The sequence below is a fragment of the Nocardia sp. alder85J genome (assembly GCF_020176955.2).
In the GTDB taxonomy this organism is placed as follows: Bacteria; Actinomycetota; Actinomycetes; order Mycobacteriales; family Mycobacteriaceae; genus Nocardia.
Map to the genome: position 1 here is coordinate 622,900 of NZ_JAIUCZ020000004.1, position 18,908 is coordinate 641,807.

Annotated in this window: 15 protein-coding genes; 7 read left to right on the forward strand and 8 right to left on the reverse strand. The window is 69.4% G+C overall.

The window, feature by feature from the left end; translation table 11 throughout:
* Positions 1-131 precede the first annotated feature (131 nt).
* Positions 132-1,352, reverse strand: a complete 1,221-nt coding sequence (ilvA, locus tag LBW94_RS18720) for a threonine ammonia-lyase (protein ID WP_225057116.1) — start codon at positions 1,350-1,352, stop codon at positions 132-134.
* A 136-nt stretch (positions 1,353-1,488) separates the two neighbouring features.
* Between ilvA and LBW94_RS18725 the strand changes: the two genes are divergently transcribed.
* Entirely contained in the window at positions 1,489-2,211 is a 723-nt protein-coding gene (locus LBW94_RS18725) for a GntR family transcriptional regulator (protein WP_225057115.1), read from the forward strand.
* Positions 2,212-2,293: 82 nt separating this feature from the next.
* The gene (locus tag LBW94_RS18730; protein ID WP_225057114.1) at positions 2,294-3,790 is read left to right on the forward strand and encodes an NCS1 family nucleobase:cation symporter-1; all 1,497 of its coding nucleotides are present in this window, start codon (positions 2,294-2,296) and stop codon (positions 3,788-3,790) included.
* A gap of 115 nt (positions 3,791-3,905) precedes the next feature.
* On the opposite strand, the gene idi is transcribed toward LBW94_RS18730, so the two are convergent.
* Genes idi through LBW94_RS18750 form a run of 4 tightly spaced genes read right to left on the reverse strand, consistent with a single transcriptional unit; the run spans position 3,906 to position 8,242 of the window.
* Positions 3,906-4,493: an isopentenyl-diphosphate Delta-isomerase gene (gene idi / locus LBW94_RS18735; protein WP_225057113.1), complete on the reverse strand. Its 588-nt coding sequence runs from the start codon at positions 4,491-4,493 to the stop codon at positions 3,906-3,908.
* Positions 4,490-5,362: a geranyl diphosphate 2-C-methyltransferase gene (locus LBW94_RS18740; RefSeq protein ID WP_225057112.1), complete on the reverse strand. Its 873-nt coding sequence runs from the start codon at positions 5,360-5,362 to the stop codon at positions 4,490-4,492. The genes idi and LBW94_RS18740 overlap by 4 nt, the downstream gene beginning before the upstream one ends.
* Before the next feature lie 48 nt (positions 5,363-5,410).
* The gene (locus LBW94_RS18745; RefSeq protein WP_225057111.1) at positions 5,411-6,820 is read right to left on the reverse strand and encodes a family 2 encapsulin nanocompartment cargo protein terpene cyclase; all 1,410 of its coding nucleotides are present in this window, start codon (positions 6,818-6,820) and stop codon (positions 5,411-5,413) included.
* Positions 6,821-6,835: 15 nt separating this feature from the next.
* Positions 6,836-8,242, reverse strand: a complete 1,407-nt coding sequence (locus LBW94_RS18750) for a family 2B encapsulin nanocompartment shell protein (protein ID WP_225057110.1) — start codon at positions 8,240-8,242, stop codon at positions 6,836-6,838.
* Between the two features lie 522 nt (positions 8,243-8,764).
* On the opposite strand from LBW94_RS18750, the gene LBW94_RS18755 reads away from it, so the two are divergent.
* Entirely contained in the window at positions 8,765-9,553 is a 789-nt protein-coding gene (locus tag LBW94_RS18755; RefSeq protein ID WP_225057109.1) for a DUF4239 domain-containing protein, read from the forward strand.
* Positions 9,554-9,641: 88 nt separating this feature from the next.
* Positions 9,642-12,572, forward strand: coding sequence for an AMP-binding protein (locus tag LBW94_RS18760; protein WP_225057273.1), 2,931 nt, complete (start codon positions 9,642-9,644; stop codon positions 12,570-12,572).
* A gap of 132 nt (positions 12,573-12,704) precedes the next feature.
* Here LBW94_RS18760 and rffA read toward each other — a convergent pair whose 3' ends face one another.
* Positions 12,705-13,841, reverse strand: a complete 1,137-nt coding sequence (rffA, locus tag LBW94_RS18765) for a dTDP-4-amino-4,6-dideoxygalactose transaminase (protein ID WP_225057108.1) — start codon at positions 13,839-13,841, stop codon at positions 12,705-12,707.
* Positions 13,831-14,937: a glycosyltransferase gene (locus tag LBW94_RS18770; protein WP_225057107.1), complete on the reverse strand. Its 1,107-nt coding sequence runs from the start codon at positions 14,935-14,937 to the stop codon at positions 13,831-13,833. The genes rffA and LBW94_RS18770 overlap by 11 nt, the downstream gene beginning before the upstream one ends.
* A gap of 297 nt (positions 14,938-15,234) precedes the next feature.
* Here LBW94_RS18770 and LBW94_RS18775 point away from each other — a divergent pair, with 297 nt between their 5' ends.
* The 3 genes from LBW94_RS18775 to LBW94_RS18785 are packed head-to-tail and all read left to right on the forward strand — an operon-like array spanning position 15,235 to position 18,288.
* Positions 15,235-17,409, forward strand: coding sequence for a hypothetical protein (locus LBW94_RS18775; RefSeq protein ID WP_225057272.1), 2,175 nt, complete (start codon positions 15,235-15,237; stop codon positions 17,407-17,409).
* On the forward strand, positions 17,406-18,056 hold the full coding sequence (locus LBW94_RS18780) for a GtrA family protein (protein WP_225057106.1): 651 nt from the start codon (positions 17,406-17,408) through the stop codon (positions 18,054-18,056). The genes LBW94_RS18775 and LBW94_RS18780 overlap by 4 nt, the downstream gene beginning before the upstream one ends.
* A gap of 10 nt (positions 18,057-18,066) precedes the next feature.
* The gene (locus tag LBW94_RS18785) at positions 18,067-18,288 is read left to right on the forward strand and encodes a Trm112 family protein (RefSeq protein WP_225057105.1); all 222 of its coding nucleotides are present in this window, start codon (positions 18,067-18,069) and stop codon (positions 18,286-18,288) included.
* 108 nt (positions 18,289-18,396) lie between these two features.
* On the opposite strand, the gene LBW94_RS18790 is transcribed toward LBW94_RS18785, so the two are convergent.
* Positions 18,397-18,894, reverse strand: coding sequence for a hypothetical protein (locus LBW94_RS18790; RefSeq protein WP_225057104.1), 498 nt, complete (start codon positions 18,892-18,894; stop codon positions 18,397-18,399).
* Positions 18,895-18,908 lie beyond the last annotated feature (14 nt).

Consider the following 18,908-nt stretch of genomic DNA (forward strand, 5'->3'; position numbering starts at 1 on the left):
GTTGCCCAACGATAGCTCTGATCGATGCCGAACGGTAGCCTCGACTGTTCAGTCCGGTTTGCACGGTCCGAATCGGCCCGCGCTCGTGGCGCCCGCAGCCCGGACGCGGCTCGATTCCGCAGCCCGCACACTCAGTCCTGCACGCGGACGGTGTAACCCGAATCGCGCAGGGCCTGAAGGACTTCGTCGCGGTGGGTGCGGCCGCGGGTCTCGACCGTGATGGCCACCTCGGCCTCGTCGATGGCCAGCCAGGCGCCGGTGCGGGAGTGCGCGATCTCGAACACGCTCGCCCCGACCCGGCCGATCTCGGCCAGCATCCGCCCCAGACTGCCGGGCCGATCGGGGATGGTGATGCGCATGGCGAGGTAGCGGCCGCCCGCGGCGAGCCCGTGGCCGATCATCCGGGTCAGCAGCAGCGGATCCACATTGCCGCCGGAGACGATCGCGCACACCGGCCCGGTGATGCCCAGCCCTTCGCAGCCGTGGGCGAGCAGCGCGGCCACCCCGGCCGCACCGGCGGGTTCGACGACCAGCTTGGCCCGTTCCATGCACAGCAGCAGCGCGCCGGACAGCGCGTCCTCGTCGACGGTGACCACGTCGGCGGCGTACTTCGCGACGTGCTCGAACGGAATCGCGCCCGGCAGGCCGACCGCGATACCGTCGGCCATGGTCGACATCCATTGCAGCGGAACAGGTTTGCCCACATCCAGCGAATCCGGCCAGGCCGCCGCGGCCTCCGCCTGCACGCCGATCACCCGCACGTGCGGCGCGCGATGATGCAGTGCCGTGGCGATACCCGCCAGCAGCCCGCCGCCGCCGAGCGGGACCAGCACCGTGCGCACGTCCGGCATCTGCTCGATCAGTTCCAGGCCCACCGTCGCCTGCCCGGCGACGACGTCGAGGTGGTCGAAGGGATGGATCATGGTGGCGCCGGTGCGGTCCGCGAATTCCCGCGCCGCGGCCAGCGCCTGATCCACGGTGTCGCCGACCTGATGCACGGTGGCGCCGTAGGCGCGGGTGGCGGCCAGTTTCGGCAGCGAGGCGCCGATGGGCATGAACACCGTCGAGGCGATGCCGAGCGTGGTCGCCGCCCAAGCGACGCCCTGCGCGTGGTTGCCGGCGCTGGCGGCGACCACACCCGCCGCGCGTTCGGCCGCGGGCAGATTCGCGATCCGGTTGTAGGCCCCGCGCGGCTTGAACGATCCCGTGCGTTGCAGGTTCTCGCATTTCAGCAGGACCTGATGCCCGATGCGCTCGGACAACACCCGGGACGCGACCATCGGGGTGCGGCGGATCACCGGCTCGAGCAAATCGGCGGCCGCCGCCACATCCTCCCACTCGATCAGCGTCATGGGCGTCATGCTGCCAGACCGTGGCCGAATGTGACTGCTTCGGCCGGTAGCAATCTCATAGCAAGTGCGATCCACGTTGCCTGATCGTCACATCGTGGAAGGCTGCCGCAAACATGCGGCCCGTAGCGTCGGTCCCATGCCTCCACGACGACGTTCGGCGTTGCTTGCGAGACTGGTGGTGGACGAGCCGGGGCGTCCTCAGATAATCCTCGGTGAACTCCGCCGCCTGATACTCGACGGTGCCGTTCCGCCCGGCACCGTGATACCGCTGCGCGAAGTGGCGGAACTGTTCGGGGTCAGCCACATTCCGGTGCGCGAAGCACTGAAGACCCTGCTCGGCGCCGGCCTCGTCCGGCACGACGAGGAGCTGGGATATGTTGTGGCGCACCTGCATCCGGAGGAATTACGGGAGATGTACATCGTCCGGCAGGCGCTGGAGGAGGCCGCGCTGAGCGCGGCCGTCGCCCGCGCCACCCCGGCCGAGCGTGCCACCCTCGCCCAGACCTTCGAGGCGCTGGAACAGACGATGCGCGACGACGACCCCGTGGCATACCACCGGCAATCGCGGCGATTCCATCTGGCGCTGACCCAGCCGTCACAGCTGTTCCGGCTGTTGCACATGCTGGAGGCGGCCTGGAACGTCACCGAGCCGGTGCAGCCGATGGCGCAGGTCGGGCAGCCGGATCGGATGCGGTTGCACACCGATCACGCGCTCATGCTCGACGCATTCCTCAACCGCGACACCCCGCGGCTGATCGCGATCGCGCAGCGCCACCACCAGCGGCTGGAGTCCGTGCTGGCCGAGCCCGCCCCGGCCGAACTGGCGCCGCCACCGGACGATATATCTTTCGCGCAATGACCGGGAAATGGTGGAGCAACGGGCGGGCAATGGTGCGCTTCTACGGTCGGTGAGTCAGTTTCGACTTCGGATCGGATGCACCATGACCGAGACCATCAACCCCAGCGTGACGGCGACCACCGGTGTTCCGGTCCCCGGCGTGCCGGAGGGCTACGACCCCCGCCTGACCAACGAGGATCTGGCGCCGCTGCCCAAACAGACCTGGGGCACGTACAACATCTTCGCATTCTGGATGTCGGACGTGCACAGCGTCGGCGGCTACGTCACCGCCGGCAGCCTGTTCGCGCTCGGCCTGGCCAGCTGGCAGGTGTTGCTGGCGCTGCTGATCGGTATCACCATCGTCTACGGGCTGTGCAATCTGGTGGCCGCGCCCAGCCAGCGGGCCGGGGTGCCGTATCCGGTGGTGTGCCGCAGCGTCTTCGGCGTGCTCGGCGCCAACATCCCGGCCATCATCCGCGGGCTGATGGCCGTCGCCTGGTACGGCATCCAGACCTATCTGGCGTCGGCGGCGCTGGTCGTGGTCGCGATCAAGCTGTGGCCGGGGCTGGCGCCGTACGCGAAGGTGGGCGACTACGGCTTCCTCGGGCTGTCGCTGCTGGGCTGGGGCGCGTACCTGCTGCTGTGGGTGGTGCAGGCGTGCGTGTTCTGGCGCGGCATGGAGTCCATCCGCAAGTTCGTCGACTTCTGCGGTCCCGCTGTCTATCTGGTGATGTTCCTGCTCTGCGGGTACCTGATCTACAAGGCCGGCTGGGATTCGATCAACCTCAGCCTCGGCACGGTGAAATATCATGGCCTGCACGCGGTTCCGGTGATCCTCGGCGCCATCGCGCTGGTGGTGTCGTACTTCTGCGGCCCGATGCTGAATTTCGGTGACTTCTCCCGGTATTCGAAGTCGATGGCGGCGGTGCGGCGTGGCAACCTGCTCGGGCTGCCGATCAACTTCCTGGCCTTCTCGATCATCGTCGTGATGACCGCGTCGCTGACGATCCCGGTGTACGGCGAGCTGATCACCGATCCGGTGGAGACGGTGGCGCGCATCGACTCCACCTTCGCGATCGTGCTGGGCGCCTTGACCTTCACCATCGCCACCATCGGCATCAACATCGTGGCCAACTTCATCTCGCCGGCGTTCGACTTCTCCAACGTCAACCCGCAGAAGATCAGCTGGCGGATGGGCGGCATGATCGCGGCGGCCGGTTCGGTGGTGATCACGCCCTGGAACCTGTACAACAACCCGGACGTGATCCACTACACCCTGGAGGTGCTCGGCGCCTTCATCGGCCCGCTGTTCGGGGTGCTGATCAGCGACTACTACCTGGTCCGCAAGCAGCACATCGTGGTCGACCAGCTGTTCACCATGTCGGAGAGCGGAAGTTACTGGTACCGCAAGGGTTACAATCCGGCGGCGGTCATCGCCACCGTGGTCGCGGCGCTCTTCGCGGTGTTCCCGGTGCTGTTCAAGGATCTGACCGGCATGTACACCGCGGCCCAGTACAGCTGGTTCATCGGCTGCGGCGTCGGGCTGGTGGTGTACCGGGCACTCGCGCCGCGGTTCGTGACCCTGCCGGCCACCGTCTAGGCGTTGCGCCGGAACCGGATCCGGGACCGGTGCCCGCGGAAGCCCTGCGAGCCCATGCGAGACGAGTGTGCCACGGACCCGAACCGGGTCCGTGGCACACTCGTCCCTGCGTAGATCAGTCGCCGGAGCGGACCCGTTGCGGTACGGCCAGGTCCGCGGTGAGCGCGACCCCGAGCACGCCCGCCAGCCACGGCGTGTACTTCTCCGGATCCACCGCGAGGGCCGCGGTGAGTTGTTCCGGTTCGATCCAGGCCCAGTCGGCGATCTCGGCCGGATCCGGTTGCGGCGGCGGGTCGGCGTAGCGGCCGACGACGACGTGGTCCCACTCCCGCTCGATCCGGCCGGTGGCCGGATCGACCGCGTCGTACCGGTAGATGCCGACCTCGGTCAGCCCGGTGCGCACGCCCAGTTCCTCACCGAGCCGCCGTGCCGCGGCGGCCGGCACCGGCTCCCCGGGTTCCGGATGCCCGCAGCAGGCGTTGGACCACCGCAGCGGGAACCTGGTCTTGACCGCGGCGCGCTGCTGGAGCAGCACCCGCCCGGTGGCGTCGAACAGCAGCACCGAGAACGCCCGGTGCAACTGCCCCGGAGCGGTGTGCGCCGTCACGACCGAGCAGGACCCGATCGGGCGGCCCCGCTCGTCGACCAGTTCGACCGGGAGTGTCTCCCGGTCGACCGGTGTCGCCGCCTGGTTGCTGGTCACCTACCCACCTTATCGGCGGCGATCAGCAGATACTGGAAGCTCCCCTCCTTGTAGGAGGTGAGGAACGGCTTCTCCACGCCGGTGGCCAGCTCGGAGTGGGTGCGCAGCTCCCAGTAGGGGATGGTCGCCGCCGTGAGATCGACCACGTTCACGGGCACCAGGTTGTTGGCCGCCAGCGCCCGGAAGTACTCGCTGCGCGGGTGGATCATGCACCCGTAGTGCGCGTCGATCCAGCTGACCGAGGACGACCGCCCGCCGATGACGTCGTTGGAACAGCCGGTGATGCAGACGTAGCGCCCCCCGGGCTCCAGCAGCCGGGAGAACTCGGCGAACAATTCGCCCAGGTCGACGTACATGGTGGTCTCGTTGGTCCAGATGCCGCGCCTGCTGCCGGTCTCGAAACCCGTGTCGAGCATATTGCGGAAGTGGAACTGCACCTTGTCGGCGACGCCGCGCTCGTGGGCCTGCTCGTTGGCGAAACCCACCTGGTACTCGGAGATCGTCACACCGTCGACCCGGCAGCCGAAGCGCTGATTGGCCATGATGCTGGTGCCGCCGCGACCCGAGCCACCGTCCATCAGGCTGTCGCCGGGCCGCACGTCGCCGAGGTGGTCCAGCAGCAGATCGGCCTGTGCGGTCTCCAGCCGGTGCAACTCGCGGACGATGCGCTCCTGCCGGGTGTGCTCCGGGCCCTCCAGCACCGACAGGTCCGGCTCGCCGATGCCGTAGTGGTGGTGATAGAGGCCGTCCACCTCGCCCAGTTTCACATTCACCCGGTCGTCGTTCGGGTTGTTGTTCCAGTACGCGGCGACCGACCGCTGATAGGTGGTACGCAGGACCGGTTCGGCCTTCGGGTCGAGCATGGTCATGACGATCATCCTCTCGATCAATGAAATTGGCGCTGGGTGGTGCTTCGATCACTGGTCGTGGTAGCGGCGGCTGTGCGCGTGCCAGGCGCGGTTGCCGCCCATCCAGGACCACAGTCCGACGAGGAACCGGTGCAGTTCGGGCGTGGCGGTGGCGGCCACGACGGCCGCCTCCCGCTCGAATCGGTGCATCAGCTCGTCGTGGACGTCTGCGGTGCGCCGGACGGCCTCCGAGCGCGAGCACTGCTCCTCCGCGGCCAGTACCGTGGGCAGGTTGAATTCCCTTCCGCCGGAAAGGTCCTCGCGTGCCATCGAGTACAGGTCGTTGACCATCTGGGCGGCCAGGGCCGCGGTGGTGACCACCCGCCGCACCCGCGGATCGCAGTATTCGGCGGCGCCCAGTTCGTAGCCGCCGACCACATCGATCGGCGCCATACAGGGCAGGAAACTGTGCGGCTGCCTATTGGTCAGGTATTCCCAGACCGGCGGCATCCGCCCGGCCGTCCGCCAGCCGGCCTCCGCGCCGAGCGCGATGAACCAGCCACCGATCTCGGTGCGCAGCCGCGCCGACTGGGCCGGCGTGGCGTAGTGCGCGAGATGGTCGAACGAGGTGCGGAACGCGCGCAGGATGGGGTCGGCCTGTAATGCCCGCTCCAGCTGGTCCACGTATTTCGCCGGCAGGTGGGCCGGATCCATGGTGGCCATGGCCAGCTCCAGCCGGGGTCCGAGTTCGGCCTCGGGCGTGGACATGCTGCCGTCGGGGGCGTGCGGGTCGGCATCCTCCTCGCAGTAGTAGTCGTCCACGGACCATTCGGAGACGGCGCATTTCGCCACCGCCAGCAGCAGATCCGCGTTGTCGCAATCGGGATGGGCGAGCATGATCAGGCGGCCGAAGTCGGCCTCGCGCAACTCGTCCAGCCGCCCCTCGTACAGGCCGATCGCCTCGGCCCACGCCACGATGCCGACATTGACCGCCTCGGCCAGGACCGGATCGTCGCGCACCGGGGGCGGGCAGTACAGCGGCGGAATCGACGAGGCGCCATCGGATTCCGATCGCGCCGCCGGGGGCGGTGCGACCGGTTCGGCGACGGCGAGACGGGTCAGTGGCAGCCCCGCCGCGCCGAATCCGCCGGGCCCGCTGGGAATCCGCCCCCGGGCCGGACCGGGCGCCGGTGCGGTCGCCGTAAGGCCCGGCGCCGCAACGGGTTCGTGCTCGCCGGTCAGCGGGTCCAGCAGGCCGGCGGCGCCGAGCCCCACCGGGCCCAGCAGTCGCAGCGGCACCGAGCCCGCTGTCATCCCCGCCAGTGGGCCCGGCTGTGCTTCGGGGGCAACGGCTTCCGTGTCGCCCGGCAGGATCAGGATCGCCGGGGGAGCGGAGGCCAGATCGCTCAGCAGTGTCGCGATCGCCGCGGCCACCTCGTCGGTGGCCGGCGGCGCCGCGGCACGGGACAGTACCGACATGGTCGGGTCCCTTCGTCAGTCCGTCTGGCGGGCCACGAGCACGTTGTCGAGGATGCCCAGCGCGTCCGGCACCAGCACCGCCGCCGAGTAGTAGCAGCTCACCAAGTACGAGATGATCGACTGATCGTCGATGCCCTTGAACCGCACGTTCAGGCTCGGCTCGTACTCGTCGGGAATCCCGGTCTGGTGCAACCCGATCACGCCCTGCTCCTTCTCGCCGACGCGCAGCGCCAGGATGGAGGTGGTGTGACCGTTGCTGACCGGGATCTTGCTGCACGGCAGGATCGGCACGCCGCGCCAGCCCGGCACCCGGTGGCCGTCGAGATCGACCGGATCCGGATAGATCCCGCGCTTGCTGCATTCCCGGCCGAATGCCGCGATCGCCTTCGGATGCGCCAGGAAGAACTTGGTGCTGCGGCGCATGCTGAGCAATTCGTCCATATCGTCCGGCGTCGGCGGGCCGGATTCGGTGTAGATACGCTGTTTCAGATCGCAATTGTTGAGCAACCCGTAGTCCGGATTGTTCACCAGATCGTTCTCGCGCCGCTCGTAGAGCGCCTCGATGGTCAGCCGCAACTGCTGCTCGATCTGATTGTGCGGCTCGTTGAACAGATCGGCCACCCGGGTGTGCACCCGCAGCACGCTCTGCGCCAGGCTCAATTCGTATTCCCGCGGCGAGGCGTCGTAGTCGACGAAGGTGCCCAGCAGCGTCGGCTCACCGGAATGGCCGGAGGCGACCTCGATACTCGCCTCACCGTGCTTGTTCTGCGGCGCCGCCGGCGCCTCGGCCACCAGCGACAGGTGCGCCGCCAGCGCGGGAATGTCCGCGGCCAGCCGGTCCACCGCCGCGCGCGGCAGGGCCAGCAGCGTGGTGCGGGTGACGGTCTTGACCGTGACCGGCCAGATGGCGGCCGGGTCGATGAGGGTGGCGTCGCCGAAATAGTCACCGCCGCCGAGCATTCCGAGCCGGGTGGTCTCCCCGAAATCGCCGGTGCCGAGTTTGCTCAGCTTGCCGTGCACGATCAGCAGCACCTGATCCATCGGGTTACCGAATTCCGCGACGACGGTGCCGGGTTCGAGTTCGCGCTGCTCGAAGCGCTGCGCGACGGCCCGCAGCGCGTCCTCGTCGTCGAAGTCGCGCAGCTGCGGCAGCTCTTGCAGTTCCAGCGGGATGACCCGGGCCTGCGAACCGTCGACGACGAATTCCACCTCACCGTTGCCGACGGTGTGGGTCAGGCGCCGGTTCACCCGGTAGACGCCACCTCTGACCTCGACCCACGGCAGTGCGCGGGACAGCCACCGCGAGGTGATGCCCTGCATCTGGGGCTCGGATTTGGTGGTGTGCGCCAGCGGGCGGGCCGCGGTGGTGGAGAGACTCTTCTGGACGTGGTTGTCGGTCTGGAGGGGGAGTTCAAGGGTCATGCTGGGTCCTCACCTCGTGACGACCATTGCGCGCGCGGCACAATGGGAGCAGGAGATCGGCGGCGGGGTGATTCCGGCTGCCGGAAAACATCGGTTCGGTCCGGTGGCGACTCGACCGAGGGTGACTCGATGCAGCGTTGAACCGGTGCAACGGTGAACTGATGCAGCTGTGAACCGGTGCAAGGGGTGAACTGGTGCAGCTACGAATTGACAAGTGCGACAGTGCGTTCCAGCGACATTGATCGTACGTGCCGAACGGCGGTCAGGGAACAGCTATCGCGAAACTCGCAGGAAAGTCGTCCGGTGGTAACGACCGGATATCGATTCACCGGCCGACCCATCCGAATGCGGTGACCGGCAAACGATTCCGAGCCGCCCGGATCAATCGGTCATCGACGGCAATTCGGTCTTTCTCCGAGTTACCCACTACCCCAGTGGCTTCCGGCTCGCTACCGTGTATCCGGTCAGTTGCCCATCATTTGTCTTCCGATCGGTGCCACGCACCCTGCACGGGGGTTTCGCATGTTCACCTGGATCTATTCACTGCCGACCTGGGCCGGCTTCGTCATCATCACCGGTGTGTCGGTGCTGCTGGTGTGCGCCGGCATCCTGGCGGCCCGGCCACTGGTACACAAGCTGTTCGGGCCCGAGCCGGGCCGCAACGAGCAGGTCACCATGGTGCTGACCGTCGGCGGCGTGTTCTACGGCCTGCTGCTCGGCCTGGTCGCCGCGGCGACCTATCAATCCTTCGACGACGCGCAGAATCTCGTCGCCGACGAGGCCGCCGCGGTCGGCACGCTGTACCGCGAGGTCTCGGCCTATCCGGAGCCGCAGCGCGACGTGCTCCGACAGGACCTGGTCGACTACACCGACAACCTGCTCGACGTCGCGTTCCCGGCGCTGCGCGACGGGCAGGACCCGCCCGGCGGCACCGCGCTGGTCACCCGCTTCCAGGATCATCTGCTGGCCTTCCAGCCGCAGACCCGCGCGCAGGAGATCGTGCACCAGGCCGCCATCGCCCAGTTCGCCCAGTTCGACGAACAGCGCAGGCATCGCATCAACGCCTCCGCCGGCGGCCTGCCGAACGTGCTCTGGTACGTGATCGTGCTCGGGGCGGTCGTCAACGTGATCCTGGTATGCCTGTTCAGCCTCTCCGGCCGGGGCGCGCACCTGCTGCTCGGCGGGCTGTTCGCCTTCTTCCTCGGCACGATGATCTTCCTCATCGCCGCCATGGACTACCCCTTCCGGGGCGATCTGAGCGTGAGTCCCGATCCGGTGGTGACGATGTATCACAACGTGATGGGCAAGTGAGGCGGCACGCCCGGGACGAACTCCGGCGGCGGGTTGCCGCCGGAGTGTCACCGCAGCAGGGGAGGGTTGTGGCAAGCTCGACGGGGTGATGTTCGGTACGAGTGCGGTCGTCGAGTCGGCGCGGCGGTTGATGTCCACCGCACGCAACGGGCTCGAGGTGATCCGGTTCGGTGGGCTGGCGCACGACATGCAGTCCTCCCCGTACGAGATCGCCGAACGCAAGCGGATGTATCGGCTGCGGCACTACTTCCCCGGGGAAGGTGGGGAAAACCGCCCGGTCGCGCTGTTCGTGCCGCCGCTGATGGTGTCCGCCGACGTGTACGACGTGAACGCCGAAGGCGGCGCCGTCGGCATCCTGCACCGTGCCGGAATCGATTGCTGGGTACTGGATTTCGGTTCACCGGCGACCGAGGAGGGCGGCTGGCAGCGGGACCTCGCCGACCACCTGCTGGCGTTGTCGGCGGCCATCGATACCGTGGTCGAGACCACCGGCCGCAGCGTGCACCTGATGGGCTACTCGCAGGGCGGCATGTTCGCCTACCAGACCACCGCCTACCGGCACGGCCGCGGCGTGGCGAGCATCGTCACCTTCGGCAGTCCCGTCGACATCGTGGCGGGCCTGCCGTTCGGCCTGCCCTACGGTCTGGTCTCGGGGGTCACCGACTTCGTCGCCGATCACGTGCTCAACCGGCTGCCGATCACCGAGGCCATGGTCCGGGTCGGCTTCCAGCTGCTCGACCCGGTCAAGACCGCCAAGGCCCGGCTGGATTTCCTGCGCCAGCTGCACGACCGTGAGGCGCTGCTGCCCAGGGAACGACAGCGGCGGTTCCTGGAACAGGACGGCTGGGTCGGTTACGCCGGGCCCGCGGCCGCCGATCTGCTCAAACAGTTCGTCACCCACAATCGGATGATGCTGGGCGGGTTCGTGATTCGCGACCAGCCGGTCTCACTGGCCGAGCTGAAGTGCCCGATCCTGGCCTTCGTCGGCGAGGTCGACGACATCGGCCAGCCCGCGGCGGTGCGCGGTATCGTGCGGGCCGCGCCGAATGCGGATGTGTACGAATCCGACCTGGTCGCCGGTCATTTCGGCCTGGTCGCGGGCGGCACCGCGACCGAGGTCACCTGGCCCAGGGTGCGGGACTGGGTGTGCTGGCAGGAGGGCGGCGACGGCCCGCCACCGGGCATCGAGCCGATGCCCGAGCACGTCGAGGCCGGACGCCCGGCCTCGACCACGACCCGGGTGGTGCACACCGTCGCCGGACTCGCCGAAGCCGGGGCCGGAATCGGCAAGACCCTGGAAACGCTCGCGGGCAAGGCGCTGCGCGGTTCGGTGGAGCTGACCGGCGAGGCGGCCCGCGCGCTGCCGCGGCTGACCCGCCTGGGCATGATCCAGCCGCACACCCGGGTGTCGCTGGGCCGGTTGCTGGCCGAGCAGGCCCGCCGCGCTCCGCAGCGGGAATACCTGTTGTTCGACGACCGGGTCCACACCCACGCCGCGGTCGACACCCGCATCGACAACGTGGTGCGCGGGTTGATCTCGGCCGGGGTGCGGCCGGCCGCCCGTATCGGCGTGGTGATGGAGACCCGGCCCAGTGCCCTGGTCGCCGTCGCGGCGCTGTCGCGGATCGGCGCGGTCGCCGTCCTGCCGGCACCGGGCCGCGACCTGACGCGCGCGCTCGCGCTGACCGGTGTGCAGACCGTTGTCACCGATCCGGAGAATCTGCGGGATGTGGCGGCCACCGGCGCCCGGGTGCTGCTGCTCGGCGGCGGCGAGGACCGCGGCCCGGATCTGGACGTCACCGATCTGGAGCAGATCGATCCGGACCAGGTGGCGCTGCCCGGCTGGTTCCGGCCCGATCCGGGCCTGGCCCGGGAACTGGCCTTCATCCTGGTGACGGGCACCGGTCCGGGCCTGGAGGCCAAGTACATCACCAACCACCGCTGGGCGCTGTCGGCCTTCGGCACCGCCACCGCGGCCGATCTGGACCGCGGCGACACGGTGTATTGCCTGGCGCCGCTGCATCATTCGTCCGGACTGCTGGTCAGCCTCGGCGGCGCGGTGGCCGGCGGCAGCCGGATCGCGCTGGCCCGCTCGCTGGATCCCGCCCGCTTCGGCGAGGAGGTGTACCGCTACGGCGTCACCGTCGTCACCTACACCTGGACGATGCTGCGCGACATCCTCGACGCCGACGGCTTCCCCGGCGGCCATCAGCATCCGATCCGGTTGTTCATCGGCTCCGGTATGCCCGCGGGGCTGTGGCGGCGCACCGCCGAGCGATTCGCCCCGGCCGGGGTGCTGGAGTTCTACGCCTCGGTCTCCGGGGATGTGGTGCTGGCCAACGTGGCCGGGGTGAAGATCGGCTGCAAGGGCCGCCCGGTGCCGGGTACCGCACGGGTCGAACTCGTCGCCTACGATCCGGCCACCGACGAGATCATCACCGATGCACAGGGTTTCGCCCGGCGCGCGGCGGACAACGAGGTGGGTCTGCTGCTCGGCCGGGCCACCGACGGCGCCGATCTGTCCGGTGGTGTGCTGCGCGGCCTGTTCGCGCCGGGCGATGCCTGGCTGCCCACCGAGAACCTCTTCCGCCGTGACAGCGACGGCGACTACTGGCTGATGGATCGCCGGGACACGGTGATCTCCACCGCGCGCGGCCCGATCTACACCCAGCCGATCGTGGACACCCTCAACGACATCACCGCCGTCGACACGGAGGTCGCCTTCGCACTCCCCGCCGCGGGCCGCACCCTGGCCGCGGTGGCCGTGAGTATCCGCGCCGGCCATCACCTGAGCCCCAAGGATGTCACCGAGGCGATGCGGGCACTGGATCCGGTGCAACGTCCCGACCTGGTCTTCGTGGTGGACGACATCCCCCGCAGCACCACCTTCCGCCCCGCGGCCGCGGCGGTCCGCGATGCCGTCGCTCCCGTTCCGGGCGAGCGCACCTGGTTCTACGACCGGGCGACGGACACCTACGAGATCCTTACCACCGCAGCGGTGGTGCCGACGCTCGGCTGACCGGCCGGCAGTTCACCGGCACGAAAGTGGCGAGCCGGGACGAGACGCCCGATGCCGCGGCGCTCGGGCCGAGTTCGCTTCCGCCCCGGTCCCGGCTGCGAGTCACGAATGCCGCGAACCGACTGGCCGGGCTCAGACCACGAATGCGGTGACCGCGTCGACGACCCGCTCGATCTGGGCCTCGGTGAGGTCCGGCCACAGCGGCAGGCGGATCAGGGTGGCGGAGAACTCCGCGGTGCGCAGGCACGGGTTCGGGGTGCGGCCGAGCTTCAGGCCCGCGGGGCTCGAATCCAGCGGCACGTAGTGGAATGGCGCCGAGATACCCTGCGCGCGAAGATGATCGATGAGATCGTCGCGGCGCTGCTCGGTGGGGGTGCGCAGGTAGTAGAGGTGCGCGGTGTGCTCGCGGTCGGCGGGCACCTGCATCAGCCGGACGTCGTTGCGTTCGGCCCAGTCCGGCAGCGCCGCGGCGTACGCGTTCCAGACCCGGAAGCGGCCCGCCTGGATGTCGTCGAATTCGGCCAGCTGGGCATCGAGCACCGCGGCATTCAACTCACTGGGAAGATAACTGGAGCCGATGTCCTGCCAGGAGTACTTGTCCACCGCGCCGCGCAGGAACCGGGCCCGGTCGGTGCCCTTCTCCCGCATGATCTCCGCGCGGGCCATCAGGATCTCGTCGGTGAGCAGCAGCGCGCCGCCCTCACCGCAGTGCACGTTCTTGGTGTCGTGGAAGCTCAGCGCGCCGACCGCGCCGATGGTGCCCAGCGGGCGGCCCCGCCAGGTGCCGCCCAGCCCGTGCGCGTCGTCCTCCACGATCGCGATGCCGCGCGATTCCGCCAGCGCCAGCAGCCGATCCATCTCGGCGGCGACACCGCCGTAGTGGATCACCACGATCGCCTTCGTGCGCTCGGTGATCGCGGCGGCGACCGAGTTGGCGTCGATGTTGCCGTGATCGTCGATGTCGGCGAACACCACGGTGGCCCCGCGCAGCGCCATCGAGGTGGCGGTGGAGGTGAAGCCGAAGCTCGGTACGATCACCTCGTCGTCGGGGCCCAGTTCCAGCAGCAGCCCGGCCATTTCCAGCGCGTGGGTGCACGAGGTGGTGAGCAGTACGTGCGGTGCGCCGGTGATCTGCCGCAGCTTCGCCGTCGCGGCCGCGGTGAACGGGCCGTCGCCGTGGCTGTGGTCCGAGGACAGCACCGCTTCCAGATTGGCCAGCTCGCCGGAGGCCCGGCGGGGCCGCGAGAAGATGATGCGGTCAGTGCTCACCCGTATCGCTCCCTGCGCTCGTCGTGATCAGTTCCGGCTCGGGCAGGTCCAGCGGGATCGCGTCCGGCCGTGGTGTCGGCGAATCTACCGTCAGATACAGCGGTTTACCCACCAGGATGTGCAAGGCCACCCCGAGGTACTCGGCGATCAGGCCGAGGGAGAACAGGATCGCCCCCGAGACCAGCAGCAGCACCACGATGGTCGAGGCCCAGCCCTCGGGGTTGTTGCCCTCCCCGAAGATCTTCTGCCAGGTGATGACCGCCGCGAAGACCAGCCCGGCGACGGCGAGGGTGACCCCCAGCATGCTCACCAGCCGCAGGCCGCGAGTGCCGCTGCACAGCACCATCTTCCAGAACAGCGAGAACAGCCGGCGGTAGTTGTAGCCGGACTCGTCGCGGCCCTCGGCCCGCAGCACCACCGGCGCCTGCGCCGCCTCACCGACCACCCAGGACAGCGCCACATCCAGGTAGACGCCGTCGGAGGCCACCTCGGCCAGCTGCCGTCCGATGTCGCCGCGGATGAGCCGGTAGCTCTCGAACCGGGTGGAGTCCGGGAAGGCGAACAGGGTGGCCAGCACCAGCTTCGCGCCGCGCGAGGTGATGTTGCGCAGGAAGCCGTGCGGGCGGGTGTTGCTCGGCTTGGAGTAGACCAGATCGGCCCGCTGCGCCAGCGCCGTATCGATGAAGGTGCCGATGAACGCCGGGTCGTGCTGGCCGTCCTCGTCCATGGTGACGATCCACTCGCCCCGGGCCGCGGCCAGCCCCGCGACGGTGGCGGCGTCCTGGCCGTAGTTGCGGCTGAGCCAGACCACCCGCACCTGCTCGTACTCGCGGTCCAGCCGTTGCAGCACCACATCCGAGCGGTCCGGGCCGTGGTCGTGCACCAGCACGATCTCCTCGATCAGGAAGGTCGCGCCGCCGGGAGTCGTGGTGGGCCGGGCCAGTTCATGGAGTTCGGCGACCAGCGCGGCGATCGTCTCCTCACCGCGATACACGGGGACGACCACGGATATGCCGTGCGCGCGGCCCTGGTGGCCGTTGCTCCGGGCGTGGACGACCGGAATGCGGTGGTGCGAACGTGCGGAGGGTATCGGCATCAGCTGGTTCGACTTTCGATGACGGTGCGCGCCGGAACTCCTCGCATGGTATGCAGGGCCCGAATGTGGGGTGAACTGTAACACGGGCGCAGGTGGCGGACCCGGCGCACACGCGTCGCGTGGACCACGGCGGCTGCCGAGGCGCGCGCGGCCCTGTAGGGTCTGTCAATCGTGGTGGATAGTGCACTGTCGACGGCCCTCGCCGAGCCGTCCCCGATCGCACCGGATGCGCCCGTCGAGGAGCAGTCGCGAGGTCGGGGCGGGCCGTGGCGCACCGAGTCGTTCCGTTGGGCGGCGATCACCGTACTCGGTGTCATCGCCGGGTATGCCGCTGTGTTACTGGCCAATCCCCGGCACTTCTACACCGACGACAGCGAATCCCAGTACACCCCGCTGTGGATCATGTTCGGCCGCGCGCTGCGGTCCGGGCATCTGCCGATCCTCGTCCCCGAGCAGTGGATGACCGGCAACTACAGCCAGGAGGAGGCGGGCCTGTTCAACCCGCCGCAGCTGCTGATCGATCTGATCGCGCCCTCGGTGAACAACCTGGCCCTGCTGGACACCGTCGTCAAGCTGATCTTCGCGATCATCGCGGCCATCGGCGTGTACCGGGTCTGCCTGGTGTACCGGGCCCGCGCACCCTGGGCGGCGGTGGCGGGCATCGCCTTCCCGCTCACCGGCTGGTTCCTGTTCTTCGACGAGGCCAGCTGGGTGACCTCGCTCACCGGCACGGCGTGGATGGTCAACGCGTGGGCCTCGGCGGTCCGGTACTCGCGGGGCACGTCGGGCCCGATCCCGGTGTTCGTATTCCTGTACCTGGCGATCTCGGTCGAATACGTCTTCCCGGCAGTCGAATCCGCGCTGATGCTGGTCGCGGTGGCGGTGGGGGAGCTGGTGTACCGGCGCAAGTGGCAGCCGGTCGCGCGGCTGAGCGCGGTGGCGCTGTGCGCGGGCGCGGCGGGCCTGAGCACCTATCTGCCCAGCATGTTGTCGGCGAAGGTGAGCTGGCGCGGCAATTCGCAGATCAACAACGACGCGTTCCTGACCGTGCCGTGGTCCGAATCCCTCAACGCCAGTTTGCCTTCCACACTCCCGGCGTTCACCTCCTGGTGGGGTTACATTCAACCGCTGCCGATGACCTACATCGCCTGGTTCCTGATTCCGGTGCTGGCGTTCGTGGACTGGCGCCGCGCCCGCGAGGCGTGGAAGGAGTTCACCGCCGCCGCGCTGTTCGCGATCATGTTCCTGATGTGGGCCGCGGGGCCGGGCACGGTCGGCCCGCTGCGCTGGCCCGCGCGGGTGCTGCCGATGGTGGCGCTGGGCCTGCTGGTGCTGGTCTGCGTGCTGGTCGGGCGCTTCGGCACGGTGTCCGGGTGGCGCAACCGGTGCATCGCGGCCGCGGTGCTGATCGCGGCGCTGTGGGTGCGCACCTTCAGCGCCGACCCGCACGACGTGGCCTGGCATCTGATGTCGGTGGTGGTGGTGGCCGGCCTCGGCGCGATCGCGGTGTGGCTCGGCCGCACTCGTGGCACGGCCGCCGCGGCGCTGCTGACCATCGTCGCGATGTTCCCGATCGCCTACGGGCAGGTGTGGGCCGCGCAGCCGACGCCGATGTCGTGGAATCTGCCCGCCTACCGCTCCGACGCGAAGGCCGCCTTCCCGCAGTTCGCCGGGACCACCATCCAGCTCGGTGATCGTGGCCTGCTCCAGCCCGGCGACAAGTCCCTCGCGGGCGCCTACGGCTCGCTGGTGTTCGGCAATTACGCCCGCGACCTCGAGCTGAGCTACGTCAACGGCTACACCCCCAACGGCCACTTCTGGTTCGGCGACATGCTGTGCATGCGCTGGGACGCCAGCGTCTGCCCCGACGCCTACCGCCGCCTGTTCACCCCCGAGCCGACCACCGGCCGCACCCTGGTCGACCTGCTCAAACTCGATCGGGTGGTGTTGCAGAAGGCCATGTTCCCCGACGTCGGCGAGCAGCCCGCTCCCGACGGCTGGAAGTGGGCCGACTATCCCGGCCACGAGCGCTACATCTGGGTGCTCGAGCGCGAGGACGGCCTGATCTCCACCGTGAACGGCCGCGTCGCCGACGCTCACGACGTCACCGCGACCTCGCTGTCCGAATCCGATATGACCAGCAAGGTGCGGGTGTCCTCGCCCGACGGCGGCCGGGTGGTGTTCGCCCGCCTGGGCTGGCCGGGCTACCGGGCCACCCTCGGCGGCCGCTCGCTGCCGATCACCACGGTCTCGAAGTCGATTCTGGCCGTGGACATCCCGGCCGGCACCGACAACGCCGAACTGACCGTATCGTGGCGGCCCCCGGGCTGGAAGATCGGCATCGGCACCGCGGTGGCGGGCCTGGCGGGTCTCGCCGTGTTGCAGTGGGGCTATGTCCGCACCCGGCGCCGCCGCGACCCCGGCGACCCGGATCTGCCGCTGAGCCACGAACCCGCGGAAGTGCTGTCGTGACCACCCTGCCCGACTGCCCGGCCGATCCGGACAGCGCGGCCCCACCGCCACCGGCTGCCGACCCGGAGAAGTCCACGGCCGCGAGCCCGCCACCGCCGCGCGACGGTGCACCGGACCCGATCGTGTTGCCACCCACCGAGATCGGTCTCGTGGTGGGCGAATCACCAGCAGCCGCGGCCGAGGGCGGGCCGGACGACGCGGTGGTGAGTGAGCAGGCTGCTCCCGGGTTGTTGCGGTTGCTGCGGCGGCAGGAGATCGCGTTCGCTGCGGTCGGCGGGGGCAACACGCTGCTCGGCATGGTGCTGACGGTGTTCTGGCTGAAGGTGCTCGGGCCGTCGTGGCCGCCGGCGGCGGCGGTGGTGCTGGCGTACTGCCTCAGCATCCTGGCGGCCTTCGTCGCGCACCGGACGCTGGTGTTCCGGGTGCGCGGACATCTGTGGCGCGACTTCGCCCGCTTCATCGTGGTGAATTCCGGTGGGCTGCTGCTGAACACGGTGGGCGTGCAGTTGGCCGTCGGCTCGCTGCACCTGCCGGACACCCCGGCGACCGTGGTGGTGATGGGTGTGGTCGCGGTCGCGAGCTATTTCGGCCACCGGTATTTCTCGTTCCGGCGGGCACCGGAACAGCCCGCCGGGGACGACCGGTAGGTTGTCGGTCATGCCGGAGCAAACCTTGGATCCCACCCTGCTGAGTCTGCTGGCCTGCCCCCAGGACAAGGGTCCGCTGTCACTGGTCCAGGATCAGGACGGCAGCGGCTGGCTCTACAACCCCCGCCTGCACCGCGCCTACCCGATCGACGACGGCATCCCCGTCCTGCTCGTCGACGAGGCCCGCGACGTCACCGACGCCGAACACGAGGCGTTCATCGCCCAGGGCTGAGGCCCATCCTCCCGCGGTGCGCGCCGGCCGTGGCGGGCGATCCGAGGAGATGCGGCCTGCCGCCGGCACGGAGTGCACTGCGGTCGTGTCTTCGGCGGCGTTGCCGGCTCAGTGGGTCGGCAGGCGGTCGGTGGAGCCGGTGGCCAGGGCGGTCTCGACGTTGGTGATGCCCAGTCGGACGATGCTGCCGTAGCCGTCGTCGGCGAGGGTGTCGAGCCGGGCCCTGGCGGCGTCCAGGTGGCGGTGGGCGGCGGCGAAGGAGCCCAGGCGGCGGTAGTTGTCGGCGAGGTTGAGGTGCAGGGACGGGTAGAAACCTGCGACGCTCAGTCCGGCGTGGTGCCGTTGCGCGCGCTCGTCGGTGAGGGCGTCGGCCGCGTCCAGTGCGCGGATGTCCCAGACCAGCGCCTCGGCCGGATCGTCGTACAGGTCGGCGAGGTAGTGGCCGATCGTGCAGCGGTGCAACGGATCTCCGGTGACGCCGACCCGCTCCCACAACGCGGTGAGGTCCGCGCGGGCGCGGTCCGGGTCGCCGTGGTGGCCCGCGGTGACGGCCTCGCCGATGGCCGTCATGATCGGGTCCGGTGCGGGGGCGGTGTCCGTCGTCATGTCCGCCGACCCTA